Annotated in this window: 16 protein-coding genes; 3 read left to right on the forward strand and 13 right to left on the reverse strand. The window is 52.7% G+C overall.

What is annotated here, in order from left to right:
- Nucleotides 1-46: 46 nt before the first annotated feature.
- The 6 genes from WFJ73_RS21170 to WFJ73_RS21195 form a co-directional block, all read right to left on the reverse strand.
- Complete coding sequence (locus tag WFJ73_RS21170; RefSeq protein ID WP_336774932.1) at nucleotides 47-1,207, reverse strand: glucuronyl esterase domain-containing protein; 1,161 nt, start codon at nucleotides 1,205-1,207, stop codon at nucleotides 47-49.
- Nucleotides 1,208-1,369: 162 nt separating this feature from the next.
- Nucleotides 1,370-2,623, reverse strand: coding sequence for an MFS transporter (locus WFJ73_RS21175; RefSeq protein ID WP_336774933.1), 1,254 nt, complete (start codon nucleotides 2,621-2,623; stop codon nucleotides 1,370-1,372).
- Nucleotides 2,624-2,625: 2 nt separating this feature from the next.
- Nucleotides 2,626-3,057, reverse strand: coding sequence for a MerR family transcriptional regulator (locus WFJ73_RS21180; RefSeq protein WP_336774934.1), 432 nt, complete (start codon nucleotides 3,055-3,057; stop codon nucleotides 2,626-2,628).
- Nucleotides 3,058-3,273: 216 nt separating this feature from the next.
- Nucleotides 3,274-4,242 (reverse strand): quinone oxidoreductase family protein, encoded by a 969-nt coding sequence (locus WFJ73_RS21185; protein ID WP_336775078.1) that lies wholly within the window; start codon nucleotides 4,240-4,242, stop codon nucleotides 3,274-3,276.
- 147 nt (nucleotides 4,243-4,389) lie between these two features.
- Entirely contained in the window at nucleotides 4,390-5,094 is a 705-nt protein-coding gene (locus WFJ73_RS21190; protein ID WP_336774935.1) for a hypothetical protein, read from the reverse strand.
- 15 nt (nucleotides 5,095-5,109) lie between these two features.
- The gene (locus WFJ73_RS21195; RefSeq protein WP_336774936.1) at nucleotides 5,110-6,111 is read right to left on the reverse strand and encodes a phosphotransferase; all 1,002 of its coding nucleotides are present in this window, start codon (nucleotides 6,109-6,111) and stop codon (nucleotides 5,110-5,112) included.
- 145 nt (nucleotides 6,112-6,256) lie between these two features.
- Between WFJ73_RS21195 and WFJ73_RS21200 the strand changes: the two genes are divergently transcribed.
- On the forward strand, nucleotides 6,257-7,108 hold the full coding sequence (locus tag WFJ73_RS21200; protein ID WP_336774937.1) for a pentapeptide repeat-containing protein: 852 nt from the start codon (nucleotides 6,257-6,259) through the stop codon (nucleotides 7,106-7,108).
- 225 nt (nucleotides 7,109-7,333) lie between these two features.
- Here the strand turns inward: WFJ73_RS21200 and WFJ73_RS21205 are convergent, their stop codons facing one another.
- The 6 genes from WFJ73_RS21205 to WFJ73_RS21230 all read right to left on the reverse strand — a co-directional run bounded on the left by WFJ73_RS21205 (nucleotide 7,334) and on the right by WFJ73_RS21230 (nucleotide 14,407).
- Complete coding sequence (locus WFJ73_RS21205) at nucleotides 7,334-8,386, reverse strand: hypothetical protein (protein ID WP_336774938.1); 1,053 nt, start codon at nucleotides 8,384-8,386, stop codon at nucleotides 7,334-7,336.
- Nucleotides 8,383-10,158 (reverse strand): HSP90 family protein, encoded by a 1,776-nt coding sequence (locus WFJ73_RS21210; protein WP_336774939.1) that lies wholly within the window; start codon nucleotides 10,156-10,158, stop codon nucleotides 8,383-8,385. The genes WFJ73_RS21205 and WFJ73_RS21210 overlap by 4 nt, the downstream gene beginning before the upstream one ends.
- A gap of 189 nt (nucleotides 10,159-10,347) precedes the next feature.
- Entirely contained in the window at nucleotides 10,348-11,205 is an 858-nt protein-coding gene (locus WFJ73_RS21215) for a M15 family metallopeptidase (protein WP_336774940.1), read from the reverse strand.
- An 85-nt stretch (nucleotides 11,206-11,290) separates the two neighbouring features.
- Nucleotides 11,291-12,388: a sensor histidine kinase gene (locus tag WFJ73_RS21220; RefSeq protein ID WP_336774941.1), complete on the reverse strand. Its 1,098-nt coding sequence runs from the start codon at nucleotides 12,386-12,388 to the stop codon at nucleotides 11,291-11,293.
- Entirely contained in the window at nucleotides 12,372-13,082 is a 711-nt protein-coding gene (locus WFJ73_RS21225; RefSeq protein WP_127496502.1) for a response regulator transcription factor, read from the reverse strand. The genes WFJ73_RS21220 and WFJ73_RS21225 overlap by 17 nt, the downstream gene beginning before the upstream one ends.
- A 149-nt stretch (nucleotides 13,083-13,231) precedes the next feature.
- Entirely contained in the window at nucleotides 13,232-14,407 is a 1,176-nt protein-coding gene (locus WFJ73_RS21230; RefSeq protein WP_336774942.1) for a YhgE/Pip domain-containing protein, read from the reverse strand.
- 177 nt (nucleotides 14,408-14,584) lie between these two features.
- Between WFJ73_RS21230 and WFJ73_RS21235 the strand changes: the two genes are divergently transcribed.
- On the forward strand, nucleotides 14,585-15,202 hold the full coding sequence (locus tag WFJ73_RS21235; protein WP_336774943.1) for a TetR/AcrR family transcriptional regulator: 618 nt from the start codon (nucleotides 14,585-14,587) through the stop codon (nucleotides 15,200-15,202).
- A 43-nt stretch (nucleotides 15,203-15,245) separates the two neighbouring features.
- Here the strand turns inward: WFJ73_RS21235 and WFJ73_RS21240 are convergent, their stop codons facing one another.
- Entirely contained in the window at nucleotides 15,246-16,685 is a 1,440-nt protein-coding gene (locus tag WFJ73_RS21240; RefSeq protein ID WP_336775079.1) for an aminoglycoside phosphotransferase family protein, read from the reverse strand.
- A gap of 250 nt (nucleotides 16,686-16,935) precedes the next feature.
- Between WFJ73_RS21240 and WFJ73_RS21245 the strand changes: the two genes are divergently transcribed.
- Entirely contained in the window at nucleotides 16,936-18,000 is a 1,065-nt protein-coding gene (locus WFJ73_RS21245; RefSeq protein WP_336774944.1) for an LLM class flavin-dependent oxidoreductase, read from the forward strand.
- The last annotated feature ends 6 nt before the right edge of the window (nucleotides 18,001-18,006 follow it).

The following is an 18,006-nucleotide window of genomic DNA, read 5'->3' on the forward strand; positions in this document are numbered from 1 at the left end:
AAAAGGAAGCCGCCTACAGAATTAGGCTTCTGCAAGCGGCTTATTTTTACTCTCCCCTCTGTTCCCGGGGCTCATACAGACAGCTTTTAAAATCCTTATTCACCGGGGGGATCCCTCTGAGGCGCCAATCGCAAAAGTCGAGCAGATGGTCGATATCCTCCTGCGTCCGGTTGTGGCCGCCTTGCCGGTAGGCAATCCCGATCTGATCCTCGGCATCTAGGAAGCGGTACACCTTCGCGGCTTCCGCATAAGAGACATACATCCCTTCGGGATTGATCCAATCATCGGAATAACCGCAGGTCAGAAGCAGTGCCCTTGGAGCAATCAGTGCGGCAAGCTCATGCTGGTCAAACGGCAGCGCCGCAGGATCGCTGAACTGGCGGAAGACCGAATTGAACCAATGCGCCTCGCCTTCGCTTTGCAGCGCTTCAAGCGGCTCGCTTCGTCCGGCTACGCCCCAGGGATAAGCTTTTCCTTCAAAGGAATACCGGAAGGAGGCCATGCCTCCAGCACCTGAAGCATGCGGGTTAACTAGGGCAAACCGCTTGTCCGTCATCCCGACGACAAGACTTGCTTTGCCCCATCTCGAGAATCCGGTCACAACGGCGCGGGCAGCATCGATCTCGGAATAAAGCTGCTGATCAAAGGCATCCAGCACTTTGCCTGCTGCCCAGCCGAGCGCAATAAATATACCCGCATCATTCTTATCCGGTGCCGGTGAATAAGGATATAGCGTGAAAAAGGCGCCCGTACGCTCGGCATTATCCGATGCAATCTCCTGCGGGAGCAGCGTCACAACGGCATAGCCCCGCTTATTCGCCTGCTCCACGTGATTGGTCGCGTCCTGTCCGTCCTGCTGCCAGCCCTCCAACGATCCAATCGTAAAGATGACCGGATAAGGTCCCGTTATAGCGCAATCTACCGGCGGAAAGCTGATGCGGGCCGCAAAAGAACCCTGAACCTCGCCACGCGTAACATGAACCCGGAGTCCCAGCTCCGTCTTCTCATAAGTTACCTGCTCTCCGGACGTATCCGGCATGTAACCGTACATATAATAATGAAAAAGATCCTGCAATTCCCGTGAACGTTCCTCCCAGTCCGCTAGCGTCTGCACGCGACGGCCGTCCTCAAAGACAAAAGGATTCGGCAGTTCCTTCACGAGCGGCAGATCAGTTGGACTAGGGTAATGCGATTTTCGATAAAACAAGACAAGCACTTCCTTCCCGGGGATAAATAGAAGTCTTGAGCATCCTGATACATCTATTTGCCGGGAACGGGTGAAAACCCTTCCTTGCTTTAATGAAAGAAAAGAGCTATCCCGCCGGATTCGTAATCCGCGAAGGATAGCTCTTCTATAGAAAGGGATGGATTAATGGCCGCCTGCATGATCGACATGCTTGACATGCTTATGGTTAGCCAGGATGAACAGAACCGATAGGATAACAAAACCTGCTCCCACATAGAAAGGAATATGCGGGTTAAACCATTCCGCCAGCTTGCCGGCGAAATAAGGAGCAATCGCGCCGCCGATGAACCGCAGGAAGCTGTAGGCCGCCGACGCCGTCGAACGCTCGACCGGAGCGGCATTCATTACGCCCGTTGTAATAAGGGTATTGTTGTTGCCCAGCAAAGCCCCCGCGAAGATAACGCTCGCGATAATCACCCATTGGGTATTCGTCCAGATGGCCATCGCAAGCAAGGTAAGACCAAACAGCGTCAGCATAACCGCCATTGATTTGACCGTACCGAATTTGCGCTGCAGCCATGGTGCCATAAAGACGGAAGTAACGGCCAGCAGAATGCCCCAGCCGAGGAACACGTAACCGAGCTGATGAATGCCAAGCCCCATCACGAACGGCGCATAAGCCATCAGCGTGAAGAAGCCGAAGTTATAGAAACAAGCCGTCAGGCCAAATACGACAAGCGGACGATGCCGCAAAGCCCGGAACGGATCAAGCAAGGAAGTTTTCTTCGCCGGTGCGGACGATACGTTGGGAGCTCCGGCTGCTTTTGGCATCATAAAGATAATCGCCAGGAAGGCAATGACCATAAGACCGGCAACGCCGATAAACGGTCCTCTCCATGAGATGGAGCCCAGCTCGCCGCCAAGCAGCGGACCTACCGAAATGCCGATGCCAATCGCGGCTTCATAAAGAATAATGGCTTTGGTCACGCCGCTTTTGGACAAGGATACGATTGCGGTTAACGCCGTCGCTACGAAAAACGCATTGCCAAGACCCCAGCCGGCCCGATAGCCGACAAGCGCCCAAATATCGTTCGACAGCCCGCCGAGAAGCGAGAATACCGCAATAATGACGACGCCAAGAAGAAGCGTCCATTTGATGCCAATTCTTGAGGTCACAACGCCGGTGATCAGCATCGCAACCGCCATAACGGCGTTGTAGCTGGTGAACAGCAAGCTTACTTCACTGGCCGATGCATGCATTTCTTCCGCAATAGCCTTCAGGATCGGATCGACAAGACCAATCCCCATAAAAGCGATAATGCCTGCGAAAAAGACGGCCCAGACCGCACGGGGCTGATTAAAGAAACCGCCTTTTTCTACGGATAAAGGTTTATTGGCAGCCGAGGCTGCCGGTTGAGATGAATTTGCCACGCTCATTCTCACTCCTGTTTATATTTCTTTTTGGCTTCGTTGATTCTGTCTTTAAGCTGGTAAATCTCCGACCGCATGTTCTTCATCTTCTCCAGCTTCTGGTCAAGCAGCTCCAGTTGCTTATCTACCGTCTGCTCCAGCTCGTCAATCTTCTGAAGACGCAGCCGGGTGTCCTCCGTCTGCCGGATTTCATCGCGCTGATTAATAAATTCCTCGCTCATCGCCACGTATTGCTGCAACTCCTGCAAGGAGAAGCCCAGCACATCGCGCGCGTTAATCAGCTTCTTCAGCCGCTCGACATGAAAGTCGGTATACAAGCGGAAGCCGCCTTCGCTGCGCTCCGGCGGAGTTAGCAAGCCAAGCTCCTCGTAATAACGAAGCGTGCGTTTCGTTAAACCAACCATCTTCGCAACATCCTCGATTTTGTAAAAGATCGTCATCGCCTCTTTCCTTTACTCTCTCTATAAAATACTCTACACCTAAGTTAATGTTAACGTCAACGTTAACTTTTGAAAAATGACAAAGCTGGTGCCATCTTCCTCTTTGAACAGGATTAAGATGCCCTTCGCTCCATAAACCCATTCCGCAAACCTAACAAAAAACCGGGTATGCCTCTAATGATTGGCGTCCCCGGCTTAGCCGATTGATTATGGAGGTTATGTAACGAAAATAATCTTGCCCGTGCTTTGACGGCTTTCGAGCAGCCGATGGGCGTCCGCGCCTTCCGCAAGCGGAAAAGCTTTGGGCGTCTCGAGCTTCAGGCTTCCGTCCCGAAGCCAGCCGAACAATTCGTCCGCCCGGCGGATGCGGTCTTCCCGGGACGTGACATGATTCCACAGATCACCGCCCGTTAACGTCTTCGACGTATCCATAAGCATCCGTGGATCTACGAAGGCCGGATCGCCTCCCGCCATGCCGAAGAAAACAACCGTCCCTTTTGTCCTCACGGCCGCAAAGCTGTCCATTAACGTAGAGCCAACGGAATCATACGCAACCGATACACCCTCGCCTCCGGTTGACCAGCTCTTCGCCGCCTCCACCCAATTACTGCCGTAGAGCAGTGCTTCGTCGGCACCTGCTGCTAGCGCTGCTTCCCTTTTTGCCCCGGAAGAGACAAGTCCCAGCACGCGTGCGCCCTGCCGCTTCGCAAGCTGCACGAGCAGTTGTCCGACGCCTCCAGCCGCGGCATGGACAAGCACTTCGTCACCCGCCTGCACGCGGTAGCTGTCCCGCGTCAAATAATGCGCGGTCATGCCCTGGAGAAGTACCGCCGCCGCAGTCTCGAAGCTGATATCGTCCGGAAGCGGTATCGCCTTCTCCGCCGGTACCAGCACAAGCTCCGCATTGGCATGCGGAACATCGCAGAAAGCGATCCGGTCGCCCGGCGCTAAGCCCGCCGCATCGGCTGCGGCTTCCTCCACGATGCCCGCTCCTTCGTAACCCAATATATAAGGCGGATTCCCCGCCAGATGATAATTGCCCCGCCTGCGGTAAATGTCGGCGTAGTTCAGACCGGCGGCCCTCAGCCGCACCAATACGGTTCCCGGTTTAACCTCCGGCGCGGGAATCTCCTTGTACTCGAGCACCTCCGGCCCGCCAAACGTTTCAAACACCAATGCCTTCATACTGTTCATCCTGCTGCCTCCGCTTACGTTCTTCATGTCACTCTTATCTTCCCCGGTTGAAGGTTAAATCTTCATCAAATTTAATTCAATCATCCGCTTCTTGCCCTGAATCAGCATCTGGTACGCTGCATGAAATCCAACGTAGCTCTACTTTTTAAGCATCGTAATGCTCCCGAAATCGGTTGGATCATCAGAGGTTTTGCTGGCCACAGCATTCCCCTCGCTATTGAGAGCTTCTAACTTGTACGGTTTACCCGCTGCAGCCGGAAGGATGACATACCAGATTTTCTGCTGTACGCCTTCGCTAATAATCTTGGCATTATACTCTCCTGCCTTATCACCGCCTACGGTAACTTTGACACCAACTACAGCGCTATTCGCAAGCTGTCCGAATATAATCGGGAACGGGCCATCTATCCCTTTATACTTCGGTATACTCATGAAGTTTAACGCTTCATTCTGATCAGCAGCAGCGGAATAACTATAGTTTCCTCCATAGACCCATTTCCAACCCAGCAAGGTTTTCCGAACAAATTCAATCCCCAGGTTGTTTCCTTCTTTCTGTTCATTCAGCTTATTAAACAGCAGGGTACCTCCGGCAACAGGCTCCCGATAAATGATATGCGTCCTTGCTTCGTTCCTGAATTTTCGAACGGCTTCCTCCGGGGTATCTCCCAGCGGGATTTTTATTGTTCCTGATATACCCGACGCGCGCGAATATCTCCAATCCGCGATACCGCCAGGCCGGTCATAGGCATACACAAATCCAATAAATAAAACAAAACATACCGCTATAGCAATTGCCGATCTCATGAACCATATTTGTCTGCCCGTTCGTACTTTCGGATACATGATTGCCTCCTTGCTTTATGCTTGCGGAGCATGCTGAACCAATCCCGCCGAGCGGAATTCCTCCAGGAAGTCATTCAACCAGTCCTCGCCGTAATCAAGCGCGCCGGACTGGGTCGGGACGAAAAGGACATCAAGACTCATAATCCAAAAACGCCGGACAAGCACAAACAGCTCCACCGCCTGCTCATCCTTTTCGGAAAAGGATCTTACGCTGCGGTATCCGGCCAGTAATGCCTGCCATAGCTGATCCTTGCTCTCGGCGGATTGCCGCTTTCTATTCCGGACTTGGGCAAGATCGTACGCCCGCCAGCAGGGTGCCGACCACTCAAAGTCAAAATGGGTGTAGCGCCCGTCCGTCTCAACGGCATTATTGTTGCCATGCATATCGCCGTGGCAGATGCCCCAATCGAGCCCCTCCGCGGCGGCGGAAGCAACTCTGTCCTTCAAAGCATTGGCATACTCGCGTAGAAATACCGCCGCCGGATGCTCCTTGCCAATATGGCGAATAATGCGCTGCAAGGATTCCTCCACCAAAAACTCCGTATTCAGCTCCCGGCGAGGAAGCTCGAGCTGGACCTGATCCATCGCCAGATGAAGCTGTGCCGCCGACTGCCCAAACGCGTAACAGCTCTCTTCATCCTGCAGCCGGTTCTCAATGCCCTCCGCATATTCGACAAGAACGGCGATCCGCTCCCCTTCCGGCGCCGCAATAACGGAATAGCAGGTGCCATCCACCTTCCTAACCGGGGGTGCTATCGAAGCTTCCGTTCCCGCCAGCAGCTCTTCCAATTGACCAAGAAGCGCCATCTCATACGCGGCTTCTCTCTCCCCAATCTCCTGCCGGTAGACTCTTACTATATAGGTTCCTTTTTCGGTTTGCACGCGGTAAGTATCGTTTAAGCCGCGAAGCCAATACACGCAATGAGTCCATGGGCCAAGCTCATATTGCCCGCTAAGGCAGCTCATCAAATAATCAGGCGCCAGCACCGAGCTGACAGCCATCGGTTGATTGGTCATTTCAATCGGTCCCCTTCTCTTTTTCGGTATCTCTATCATAAACGAGCATAACTTCCACATAAAGGAATTTATTTGTTTTATCCGTTTCTATCATGTCCGCCATCCGTTAAGATAGAAAGAGTAGACCCTACAAGGAGGGAATAAGATGATCCCTGACCGCAAACACCTTCGCGGGGATTGCGAAAATTGCTTTGGATTATGCTGCGTCGCGCTCCCTTTTGCCGCTTCGGCGGACTTTGCCATAGATAAACTAAGCGGACAACCGTGCCGTAACTTGCAGGAAGATTACCGCTGCGGCATTCATACCAAGCTTCGGCAGCAAGGCTTCCGGGGCTGTACGGTGTACGACTGCTTTGGCGCCGGACAAAAGCTGTCGCAGCATACCTTTGGCGGGCGCAGCTGGCGGCAAGAGCCCCAAGCAGCAAAGCTTATGTTTGAGGTCTTTCCCGTGATGTGGCATTTGCAGGAGCTGCTCTGGTATTTAGCCGAAGCGCTTGAGAATTCAGCTGCCATGCCGCTCCGATCGGAACTGCATGCCGCATGGGAAGAGACGGAACGCCTTACCGGCTTGGATGCGGAAGCCTTGCTCAAGCTGGACTTTGCCGCTCATCGGGCCGAAGTGAATACCCTGCTGCTAAAGACAAGCGAGCTCGTAAGGGCTAAAGCGACTAAGGCCAAGACCGATGCCCGAAGAAAAAAAACGATTGGACGCGGCGCCGACCTTATGGGCGCCAAGCTGCGGAACGCCGATCTTAGCGGCGCTAATTTACGCGGATCCTACCTCATCGCGGCCGATCTTCGCGGTGCAGACCTTCGACATGCCGATCTGATTGGCGCCGATATGCGGGATACAGACGTGAGTGGGGCAGACTTAAGCGAAAGCCTGTTCCTCACCCAAGTCCAGCTCCAAGCGGCAAAGGGCAATGCGGACACCAAGCTTCCGCCCGCACTTAGCCGCCCCGAGCATTGGAGCAGCAAAAAGCCGGCCACGTCCTAAGACGCGACCGGCCTTCTCACCCTACACCCGTATTATTGATACTGCGCTGCAAGCCGGGCAATCGCAAGCTCTAACGATTACTTCCTTCTAGCTAACGAACCTGTATATTCTTATTGGCTCCAATTCTTAACAATACGACGTTTCGTTAGAACGCCGCGAGACAAGAAAGGCGAAAAAAGGCTGTTCCCCTAAACCGTTGGCAGGAGTAAAGCCTTTTAATCTTCCTTACGTTCCGTAAGCGGTCTGAAGGCGCGCAGCCATTTTTTCTTTCTCCCGAACCAGGTCCTCTACGAAGGTATTGCCGTTTCGGCGGTTAAACGCCTGCGCAAGACGCTCGATCTCCTCATCCAGCCAGGCCAAAGTAACGGTATCCGATTCGGTAAGCTTTTTCCTCCGTTTGCCCTTGCTCCATTCCTTCAGGAAAATACGGACGGACAGCATATATTGCAGCCGATCCCATCCAACCTTGCTGCCTAAACCTAACCGGATCGTCTGCTCATACAGCTTGACGGCCTTTGGCATATCCGTTACGGTGAAGAACTGCAGGAAGGTGCCGTATTCCTCGAGATAAGACGGCCCTTTAAGGGCACGGAAGGCTTTTTTCGCGGTCTCCAATGCCCGGTCGTATTCCCCAAGCCTAAGCAGCGGCATCATTATTTCGCTGTACGTGCTCTCCGGGATCGAACGGCAGGACATTTTACCCTCTAGGATAGGCTTCAGCGATTGGAGCCCTTTTTTGTGATGATTAATCGCAAAATGATAGCTGCCGAACAGGTTCTGCTCGCAGGCGCTGCAGTCCGACAACGAATCCCGCTTCGCGGCTCTCCAGCTCTTGTAGCATTCTGCCGCTTCGGCCAGCTTCCCCTGCCATAGCATGAGGCTAACCCTTTTCTGATAGTAAACCCGCAGGCTATAGCCGTAAGCGATGCATTTCTCCTTAAAATCCTCGTAAATCCGCTCAATCTGTTCCAAGCTTAATTCCGGCATCCGCCACACGTACCCGAGCACCCATTTATAATGCCACATGATATAAAAGTTCGAATACTCGCCCGGATTGTTCTCGAATTTCGACAAGCACCAGGAGAAGGAGACCAGCATCCGCTCCGGACAACCGCATTCCGGTGCCGCATTGGAGTAGTCCATTCTCGCGTGATAAGCTTCCTCCTCCGTCATATACCGGTCGGCGACGCGGATCATCTCCTCCAGAACGGCCAGCTTTTGCTTGCCGTCGGGCATGGACCATGTCGAGCGCCTCAGCTCCTGAAAACGGTTCTTCATCGGCCAACCTCGGCGTTCCGGTCAAGGCCCATATTCATGAATTGGAGCAGCGACTCGTTCATCAGCCTCAGCTCCTCGCTGCTCAGCGGGTGGTTCCCCATAAGAAGCGCCTGCGTGTATAACAGCTCGATACTGTTCTGCTGGAGCTTAAGATCACCGGATGCGATCGCCTTGCGGACAATCGGATTATTGTAGTTGAAGCACAGCCTTGCGTAAGGCTTCTCGTACAACTCGTCCTTGATCACGTGAATAACCTCGGCAAACAACGTGTTCGCCTGCTCCTCGCTTTCCTCCATCATCTTGAAGAAGTTGACCTCCTGATTAATGTTGAAGAGAACGGGAATGTCCGCAGGCTCGAACCATTTGATGAGCGAGCGGCATTGATACGGCGCAAGCAGACGGTCCGCCAGGTCCAGGAAAGGCTGAACTTCATCCCGCTCGCTTCGGCCGAGCGATTCGAAGCGGCTGGAGAAGCTGAGAATATCGAGCACGCTGACCTGCACCTGCTCGTCAATGGAAGGAAGCTTCCGGACCAGCTCCAGATCATGGACGTAACCGCCGTTAATGACCATCATGTTCTGGGCTTTCGCCACGCGGGCTACCTGCCTGAACTCGTCAAAGCTGGAAGTGACCATAACGGTACGGTGATTACGCAATATATCGGCCATTTTCAGATCGCCAAATGACGTTTCGAAGCTCAAATGCAGGATAAACAGCTCGTACAGCTCCTCGTCCTCGGCAGCCATCGTTTTGAGCGAAGCATAATGAATGAGGACAATCCGCGCGAACAACTCCGGATCTTTGTCGACGAGCTCTAGCAGATAACGCTTGATACAGACTCCAAGCTCATCCCGTACCGCACAGAAAAGGTCGTTTTCCTGGAAGGACTCCCTCGACGCGGTAGGCCGCAGGCTGTTTGTGTTAATGATGCCATTAACGAAAAAGGCCCAGGACGGCAGCATGTTATTCATTTTTTCCGACAGCAGGACGCGCTTCAGATACACCTTGTGGCGTTTCTCATCCTGCAGGCTGACGGAATAAGGCAATATATAAGCAATCCCTTCCGTGTCTCCGATCAGAGACTTCAAAGGAATAATATCCATCGGTTTCTCGTACTCGCTGTCCTCGATATATGAGATCGCTTCTGCTTTGCCCATGCGCCAAGGAGGAGTCGTATCGTTGATTTGCCGGCTGTCCTTGTCCTCCATCAGCACGATTGGCGTCTCCAAATATTTGCCGAACCGCTCGAGCTGCTGATACATCTTGTACCACTCGGCGTATTCCTCGTATTCCGGCTTCAGCTTCAGATACACCGTGGTTCCGATCGGAACCGTTCTCTTCAGCTTATTCGTAACATAGGTGCCATCCGGCTTGCCTCGCCATTCCAGCGAATCTCCCTCGAGGGCAGACCGGGTAATGAGCACAATCTCGTCGCTGATGACGAAGCAGGACAGAAGACCAACGCCGAACTGGCCGATATAATCGTCCGCCGAATCCTGATCCGCCTTCTTTGCAGTGCTTCCGATCCGCGCCAGAAACTGTTCGATTTCCGATGCCGTAAGACCAATGCCGTTATCCATAAAAGAGATCGTATGCGAGGACGGGAATAGCTCTACCGCTACCTTCCCCTCCGCTATATGTCCAAGTCTCTTCCTCGCCGTCACCGCATCCACCGCATTCTGAAGCAGCTCGCGGACGAATACGCCCGGATCGGAATACAAATGATTGGATAAGAGATCAATAATGCCCTGCAGATTCACTTGAAAATTCATATTGCCCAAACTCTCACCCCACGGTTCATTTCTAGTTTTTCCCTGCTATAAGCCAACAGTACAGTATGAATATCGTCAGGAACAAGGGCACTTATAAGTATAAAAAAAGTAGCGCGCCAAAGCGCAACTGTAAATACGGTTTTTCCCGTTCTACAGTTGCGCCATAGGCGCGCTTTACAATAACTTTATCTAGGCGTACATCGTTACGATTACGCCGTCGTAATTGTTGCCGGATACCTCGTACGGCTTGCCCTTCTGCACTTGAATGGTTGCGCCGTTTCCGACCATCGGGTAGTAGGCGACGGTATATTTTTGACCGCCTGCCGTGATTGACATAGCCTTCGTTTGCTTCAGCTTGTCCAGATACTGCTCCAGCGTCAGATCCTGCTTGTACATGATGGCGCTATGCGCTTTCCCGACATAACGGAAATGCCAAGGCTCATATTGAATGCCCGTGATATCTTCTTTCCCTTTCGGATACCGCAAAATAAACCCGTATTCCCAAGCGTGCTTCTTCAGCCATTTGCCTTCCTCGGCTTCGTCCATCTTTGCAGTGGTTGAACCGATATCCAGCGATAAGCCGAGATTATGCTCGCTGTGGTAAGCAGGAAGCGCATAGTCATGCCCCATATCGCGGTACAGCTGGTCTTGCTTCTCCGCGTCGCGGTAGCCGCTGCTGATGAGAAAATGCTCCACACCGTCTTTTTTCGCTCCTTCCACCATCTCGCCAAAGTCCTTTGCCACCGACTCGGACAGCTGAATCGACGGATCTAGCAGGCCGTAGCCTTGCACCAGATCCTGACGATCCGATAGCGAGACGATATCCGAACGTATTCCTTCCGGATGCAAAGCATAGTCGTTATTCACAAGGAGCAGATCCCCCTTATACGTCTGCTCCTTGCTTACGGTTATCATCTTGCTGTCTTGCTGCGGCAGCGACCCGTTTTCTATATCAACCTTGTCTTCCCCGGCGCTTTTTACATTAAGCTGCGAGATCCCGTAACTTAACAGGATGACAAGGATAAACGCAAAAACCCACTTCCTCATGGCCCCATTCCCCTTTGCTTTGTTCATGCAACTAAGGATATAGGACACAATTTAAAAAGAAGTGGGGTAAAAGTTAAAGTTTTTCTTAAATCGGCAGCTTAACCGTAAATACCGTCCGGATCGTGCTGCTCTCCGCCGTTATGGTGCCTTGATGCTGCTCGACGATATTTTTGACGATAAACAGCCCTAGCCCCGTGCTTCCTTCGGGAGAACGGGCGCGGTCGCCGGTGTAAAACATGTCGAACAGATGCGGCAGATCCTCCGGCTTGATCGAGTCGCCGTAATTAATAACCTCCAGAATGGCATGACCGTTCTCGGTTCTTCCCTTGATGTCGACATATTCGCCATCCTGTCCGTAACGGGCGGCATTCGTCAGTAAATTCTCGAATACCCGGGCCAGCAGCTCGCCGTCCGCCTCCATCAAGAGATGGGGAGGAAGGTCAAGCCTTGCCGTCAGGCGGCTCTTCACAAACACCGGGTACAGTTCTTCGCTTAGCTGCATCAGAAGCTCGGATAAATCAATCTGCTTCTTGTCCAGCGTGAGCATGCCGTAGTTCATCCGGGTAACCTCGAATAGCTCGTCCACCAGCCGCTCCAGTCGCTGCGATTTGTTAAACGCGATAGCGGCAAAATGCCTGACCTGCTCTAGGGACAACTGCTCATCGCGCAAAATAAAATCCAGATAGCCAAGCACGGAGGTCAGCGGCGTCCTCAGATCATGCGCGAGATTAAGCACGAGCTGATCCTTGCTGCTCTCGGCGAAATCTCCCCGCTCCACCGCCTTCTGCAGCATCTCGCCTGCCAAGTTAAGGTCCCACGCAATAACGCCAAACTCGTCATCGGAGGGAACCATGACCCGCCCGGTGAAATCCCCGTTGGCGAGCCGGTGAATGCCGGTCGAGATTTCCTTGAAGTAAGAGACGTAAGGCTTGGTGAACAAATAAAAGAAAAAGAACGATAACGGCAGGAAAAAAATCAGGAAGAAATTCAGATCGCCAATATCGTTAAGCCAGCTGCGGGCTTGCACGATCGGATCGTCAGCGTAACGGACTCGCTGATTATAGTAAGACTTCAGCAGCCTGTAGATCAGGTAAGTCACCGCTCCCGAGATGAGCAGGCTCATGACGAACAGCTCGATCATTCGGGTACGGAAGCTGCGTAATTTTTTACCCTTGGAAGGCATAGCCTACCCCCCAGACCGTCTTGATCCATTGCTGATGCTGCTTGTCCTCGCCAAGCTTCTTGCGCAATGTCCGGATATGAACCATTACCGTGTTGCCGCCGCTCTCGTAATAAGCCTCGCCCCATACCTGCTGGAAAATATGCTCCGCGCTGAATACCTTCTTCGGATGGCTGGCCAGCAGGTGAAGAATATCGAACTCCTTCGGCGTGAGATCGATCCGGTCATTGTACAGGGTAACGGTGCGCTGCTCCTGGTCAATCGTGAGACCTCCCGCCACAATCGCGGAAGACGCATGACTTGGTGCGGCAACCGGCTGATTCAACTGCCTGAAGCGTCGCAGCTGGGCATTGACTCTTGCGAGCAGCTCCATCGGATTAAACGGCTTGGTCATATAATCGTCGGCGCCCATAACGAGGCCGGATATTTTATCGAAATCGGACGTCTTGGCGCTCAAGAAAATAATCGGCATCCTGTACTGCTGCTCCCGAATAACGCGAACGACTTCGTAGCCGTCCATATGCGGCATCATAATGTCGAGAATAACCAGATCGATTGTATTCGTCTGAACGAGACGGACGGCTTCTCTCCCGTCAGCGGCCTTAAGCAGCTGGTAGCCCTCCTTGCCCAGATGGAGCGCAATCAGCTCCGCAATATCCGGGTCATCCTCCGCAATCAAGATCGTTGTGCGCTGCATCCCCATTGCAAATCATTCCTTATCCGGTTTCTTGTTTATTCCAACTCTTATTGTAACCTCTTGGACGAGCCATTACACGAAGTAGTTGCAGCTTGCCCGGCAGACGGATAAAAAAGCCGTCCCCAAATGGGACGACTTTTCACTTTCCATTATACAGAAGCTGCGGTTTGCGTTGATGCCGCTTTTCCTTTTTTCACGCCTGCGGCAAGCAGCAGAACCAGGCATCCGCCCGCAATGCTCCACAAGACAGCCGCATTCGAGCTGACGGCTTCCATACCGCCGAAGTACATGATTTCCCGCAATCCGCCCGCTACAAACCGAAGCGGTGTCCACGAGTACAGCAGGTTTTGCGTTGTATCCGACAGGAATTCGACCGGCATGTTCAGGATGGGCATCGAGAAGAACATGAGCAGGACGAGAATCGCCATTGCCGGGAAGCCAATCCAGTTGAGCAGCATCGATTGCAGCAGGTAGAACGCAGAACCGCTAAGCCATAAGAACAGCCATGTATCCGTGGCATGCGACAGCTCCATGCCGTACCAGGCGTTAGCCATCCATACGATCAGGCCGGAAGCGGCACCGATCAGCACCAAGCCAATGACTGGCTGCATCAGATGGGCCGACCATTTGCGGCCAGCCGCTTTTTTCGCATTATTGCTGGCAAGGAACAACATCATCGCCGTCACTAGGCTGCCAATCCACATAATTTGCGTAAGCAGCCCCGGCGCGTTGCCGCTTGCGTTATTAGCGCCAACCGGATGAACGGTTTCTTCCTTCACTTGTACCGGCGTCAGCAATGCCGATGCCGCAGCAGCCGGAATCTGCTCGGAGCGCTGGGACAGCTGCTCAAGCGCCGATTTCGACAACTCGAGGGATACCATCTTCATCACTTGGCCAAGCCCTTGCTTCACAACCGTTGCCGCCTGCGCGTTCATGCCTTCATTGCTGATGATTTGCACGGTTGCGGGGGCAGGCGCCGGCCCCATCATGGAGGCTACTCCGGCACTCAAATCTTTCGGCAGCACAAGCGCGCCGTAATAATCGCGCGAGTCCAGCCCTTTGCGCGCTTCTTCTTCCGAACCAACAATCTTCCAGCTGATTGGCAGCTGTGTATTAGAGGTTAGCTGCTGCTTGATCATATCGCCAACCGCCAGCTTATCTCCGGTCGGAAGATCCACAGGCTCATCCTGCACGACCAAAGCCACCGGTACGTCATGCGGTTTGGATCCAATCACGGACCCCATCATTGCAAGACCAAACACCGTAAGAACAAGCGTAATGACCAGCACGCCAAGCCATAGTATTTTTTGCTTGAAAATTGCCATTTCCCTCTCATCCCCTATCTCTATAAATGAACATCGTGTTGATTAGTGATCACGTTGTTAATTATAATGAGAGACATGGGAAATACAATAATCATTCCTTACCGTACTGTTTATTACTCACCACTTCGGCTGGGCAGTGTTCATTATCGCCGAAAAACCGTAGAGGAGAGGCTGTTTATGTCCGAGAAAATCGACCGGAGAAAAGCAAAAACGAAGCAGCAGATCCATGATTCGCTGATGGCTCTTATCGCCGAGAAAGGCGTGGAGCATGTAACGGTTACCGATATTACAAGCCATGCCAACCTGAACCGCGGAACGTTCTATTTGCATTACCGGGATGTTCCTGATGTATTGCAGCAGCTCAAAGATCATGTGTTCAAGAGCATTGAGCAATACGTGGTGAAAATCAACTTCCGTGCGGCAATGGAATATGCCGACCGACAGGTGCCTTACCCGCTAGGGGTGCGGATCTTTCAGGAGTTTGCTAAGCATGCCGATTTCTTGAAGGTCATGTTTGGTGCTAAAGGGGATCTTTCCTACGCCATTCAATTCCGCAAGCTAATGGCCCAGCATATTTATCAGAAGATCGATATTCCCGAAGCCGCTAATCTCAACATCCGACGGGACTACGTTGTGGCTTACATGACCTCCGCTCATTTCGGCATGCTTATGCATTGGATAGAATGCGACCTGGATCAAACGCCGGAGCAGATGGCATTCATTATGATGAACATCGTCAACTTTGGCCCGTTAGTATCGTTTGGATTAAAAGAAATGCCTCCCGCAAAGTCGTAAAAAAAAGAAGAAGAGCCTCACTCCCCGTGAAGGCCCTTCTTCTTTACCGTTTATATTCGGAATACCATTTCGGCACCAAGCGCTCAAAGCCGTCATGATCCTCCCATACTTTGTTTACCCGGGTCAGCATATCGTCGAGTTCCTCCGGGCGTACGCGAAGGATCCAGACGATCGATGACAGAATCGTCAGCGCAATATAAAGCGAATATAAGGCCCAGAAGGAATCCTCAAGCTCCCCTTCCCCGTAATAGCCGTCGATCTGACCAACCGCAAACGGAATACTGGCCTCCACGCTGAAAAAGCCCGCCTTCAGAAACTCATGCACGGGATCTCCCCAGTCAAACCGGTTCACATCAATGACGCCGGACAGCCGTCCGTCCTTCACGATGAGGTTGCCGGTATGGAAATCGTCATGCTGCAGCCTGTTCGGGCGCCCCTTCAATAACCCGAGATTGGCTTCAATAAAGGCAAAAAGCTTTTCCTCGAAAGAAACCGTAACGCCGCTTTGCTCATAGCCCTCCCGGTACCGTCTGTATTTCGCAAGTACGCGGTTCTCCCAAGGCTCGATAGGAGCCGGCGCCTCAATCCGATTGATTTTGCGCAGCTCGGCTCCTGCCTGAACACCGATTTCATACTGCCGGCTTTCGCTTAAGGCCGGAAGCTCGTCTATCGCATCGCCGCCTTCAATGTAAGACAACAGCATGTAGCCCAGACCCAGCGCCTCCAGCTTCCCCATCGCAATCGGCAGCGAGCACATGACCTCCTGCTCCCGCAGCTGCTCAAGCACCCGGAATTCCTGCTGTTTTCTGGCTTCCTCTTGGAGCGCATAGGTTCGGAGCACATACACCGCCTGACCGTGACGGTCGTAAACGGTATACTTGCTGTCACCGGAGTACCCTTTCTGAATAAGCTCCAGTTTCATGCCGTCTTGCAGCTCGGGTATGCTTAATAGCAATTCATTCATGATTGCCCCTCCTTCCGGTAAAAAGCTTATAAAATCATCCGCATGAGCGCGGATATATTGCGCAAGCCTGCGAAGACTGTCCGGCACCCCCGCCTGAAACCGTCTGTAGCAATCTTCAACATTCAGGCGCAGCTTATTATCCAGCTCGAGATCTTTGAAAGTTACTTCGCTTAAGGCACGGCCTTGCTGCACCGTATGCAAATCAAGCAACGAACGAAGCTCTTCCAGAATGCCGTTCATCGTCTCTGCTCCGAAAAAACGCAGCGCCTTCCAAACGCCATCGGCGTATCCGGGCTGACTAAGTACATGGGCTGTCCAGCAGTACAGCTCCATCGGCGAATGCTTCGCATGATCGTACCAGGCACTGTACATAAACAAAGCTTTTTGCGGACGGTTAAGGCTGGCAAGCGCTTCGGACTTTACCGCCATGCTTTTGCCTCGGATTTGATCAGCCACCGGCCTTATGCAAGCCCGCCTTAACTCGTCGTCCCCAAGCTCATTGAACTGCTCCCTGCTCATCGTAACCAACAAAGAAACACCCCTTTTCCACACAAAAGATACGCAAGCAAATGGAAAATGTTGCATTGTAAATTTCGCGGCTTTCCGCTTGTCCGCAACATGGTTCGGACGAACTTAGCAAACAATACAGAATACCTGTTTTTGTGCCGTTCTTCCCGGTTCCTTAATCTTTTTCGAGAAACTTGCTTACTATAATTGAGAAACTGTTAAAAAATTAGTACACTAGAAGAAATAAAGGAGGCGGACTTATATGACCGAATCGGCAAACCATTTTGAACTTGGCATTAGTACCTTTCTGGAAGCAAAACCACATCCGGGCATGGGCGGGGCTTACAGCCACGCGGAACGGATCCGCAATAGCGTGGAGGAAATGATTCTGGCCGACCAGGTTGGCCTTGATGTATACGGGATTGGGGAGCATCATCGGCAGGATTACGCGGCAAGCGCGCCTCATGTCATTCTTGCGGCAGCGGCCGCGCAGACAAAGCATCTTCGGCTGACCAGCGCCGTTACCGTATTGTCTTCGGACGATCCGGTGCGCGTGTACCAAGGCTTCTCCACCGTTGACGCAATCTCGAACGGCCGTGCCGAGATTATGGCGGGCAGAGGCTCGTTTATCGAGTCGTTCCCGCTGTTTGGCTACAGCCTCGAGGATTATGACGAGCTGTTCGACGAGAAGCTGGAGCTGCTGCTCCAAATTACGAAGGAAGAGAAAGTTACCTGGCAGGGCAACCACCGCGCCGCGATCGATAATCTGGCGGTCTACCCCCGTGCGGTACAAGACCCGCTTCCGGTCTGGATCGCAACCGGCGGCAACCCGGAGTCGGCAATCCGTGCGGGCGTTCTTGGCCTTCCTGTCTGCTTTGCGATCATTGGCGGTATGCCTGAGCGGTTCGCTCCGCTTGTTGAGCTTTACAAGGAAGCTTACACCCGTGCCGGCCATGATCCGAAGAAGATGCAAATCGGCACGCACTCGCATGGCTTTATTAGCGACACGGATACAAGGGCAACCGAGCTCTTCTACCCTGCACAGCAGGCGATGATGAACGTCATTGGCCGCGAACGCGGATGGCCGCCATACACCTTCGAAGCTTACGATGCGGCACGCAGCATGCGCGGTGCGCTTTATGTCGGCGAGGCGGAATATGTAGCGGAGAAAATTATTTTGCTGCATAAAAACCTGGGCTTAACCCGCTTCTTCCTGCATCTCGACACAAGCTCCATTCCGCATAAGGATATGATGCGCGCCATTGAGCTTCTCGGCACCAAAGTCGCGCCGATTGTCCGCAAGGAAATCGCTGCTTCAGCAAAATAAAGATAA

This window comes from Paenibacillus sp. MMO-58, from assembly GCF_037146255.1.
Classification (GTDB): Bacteria; Bacillota; Bacilli; order Paenibacillales; family Paenibacillaceae; genus Pristimantibacillus.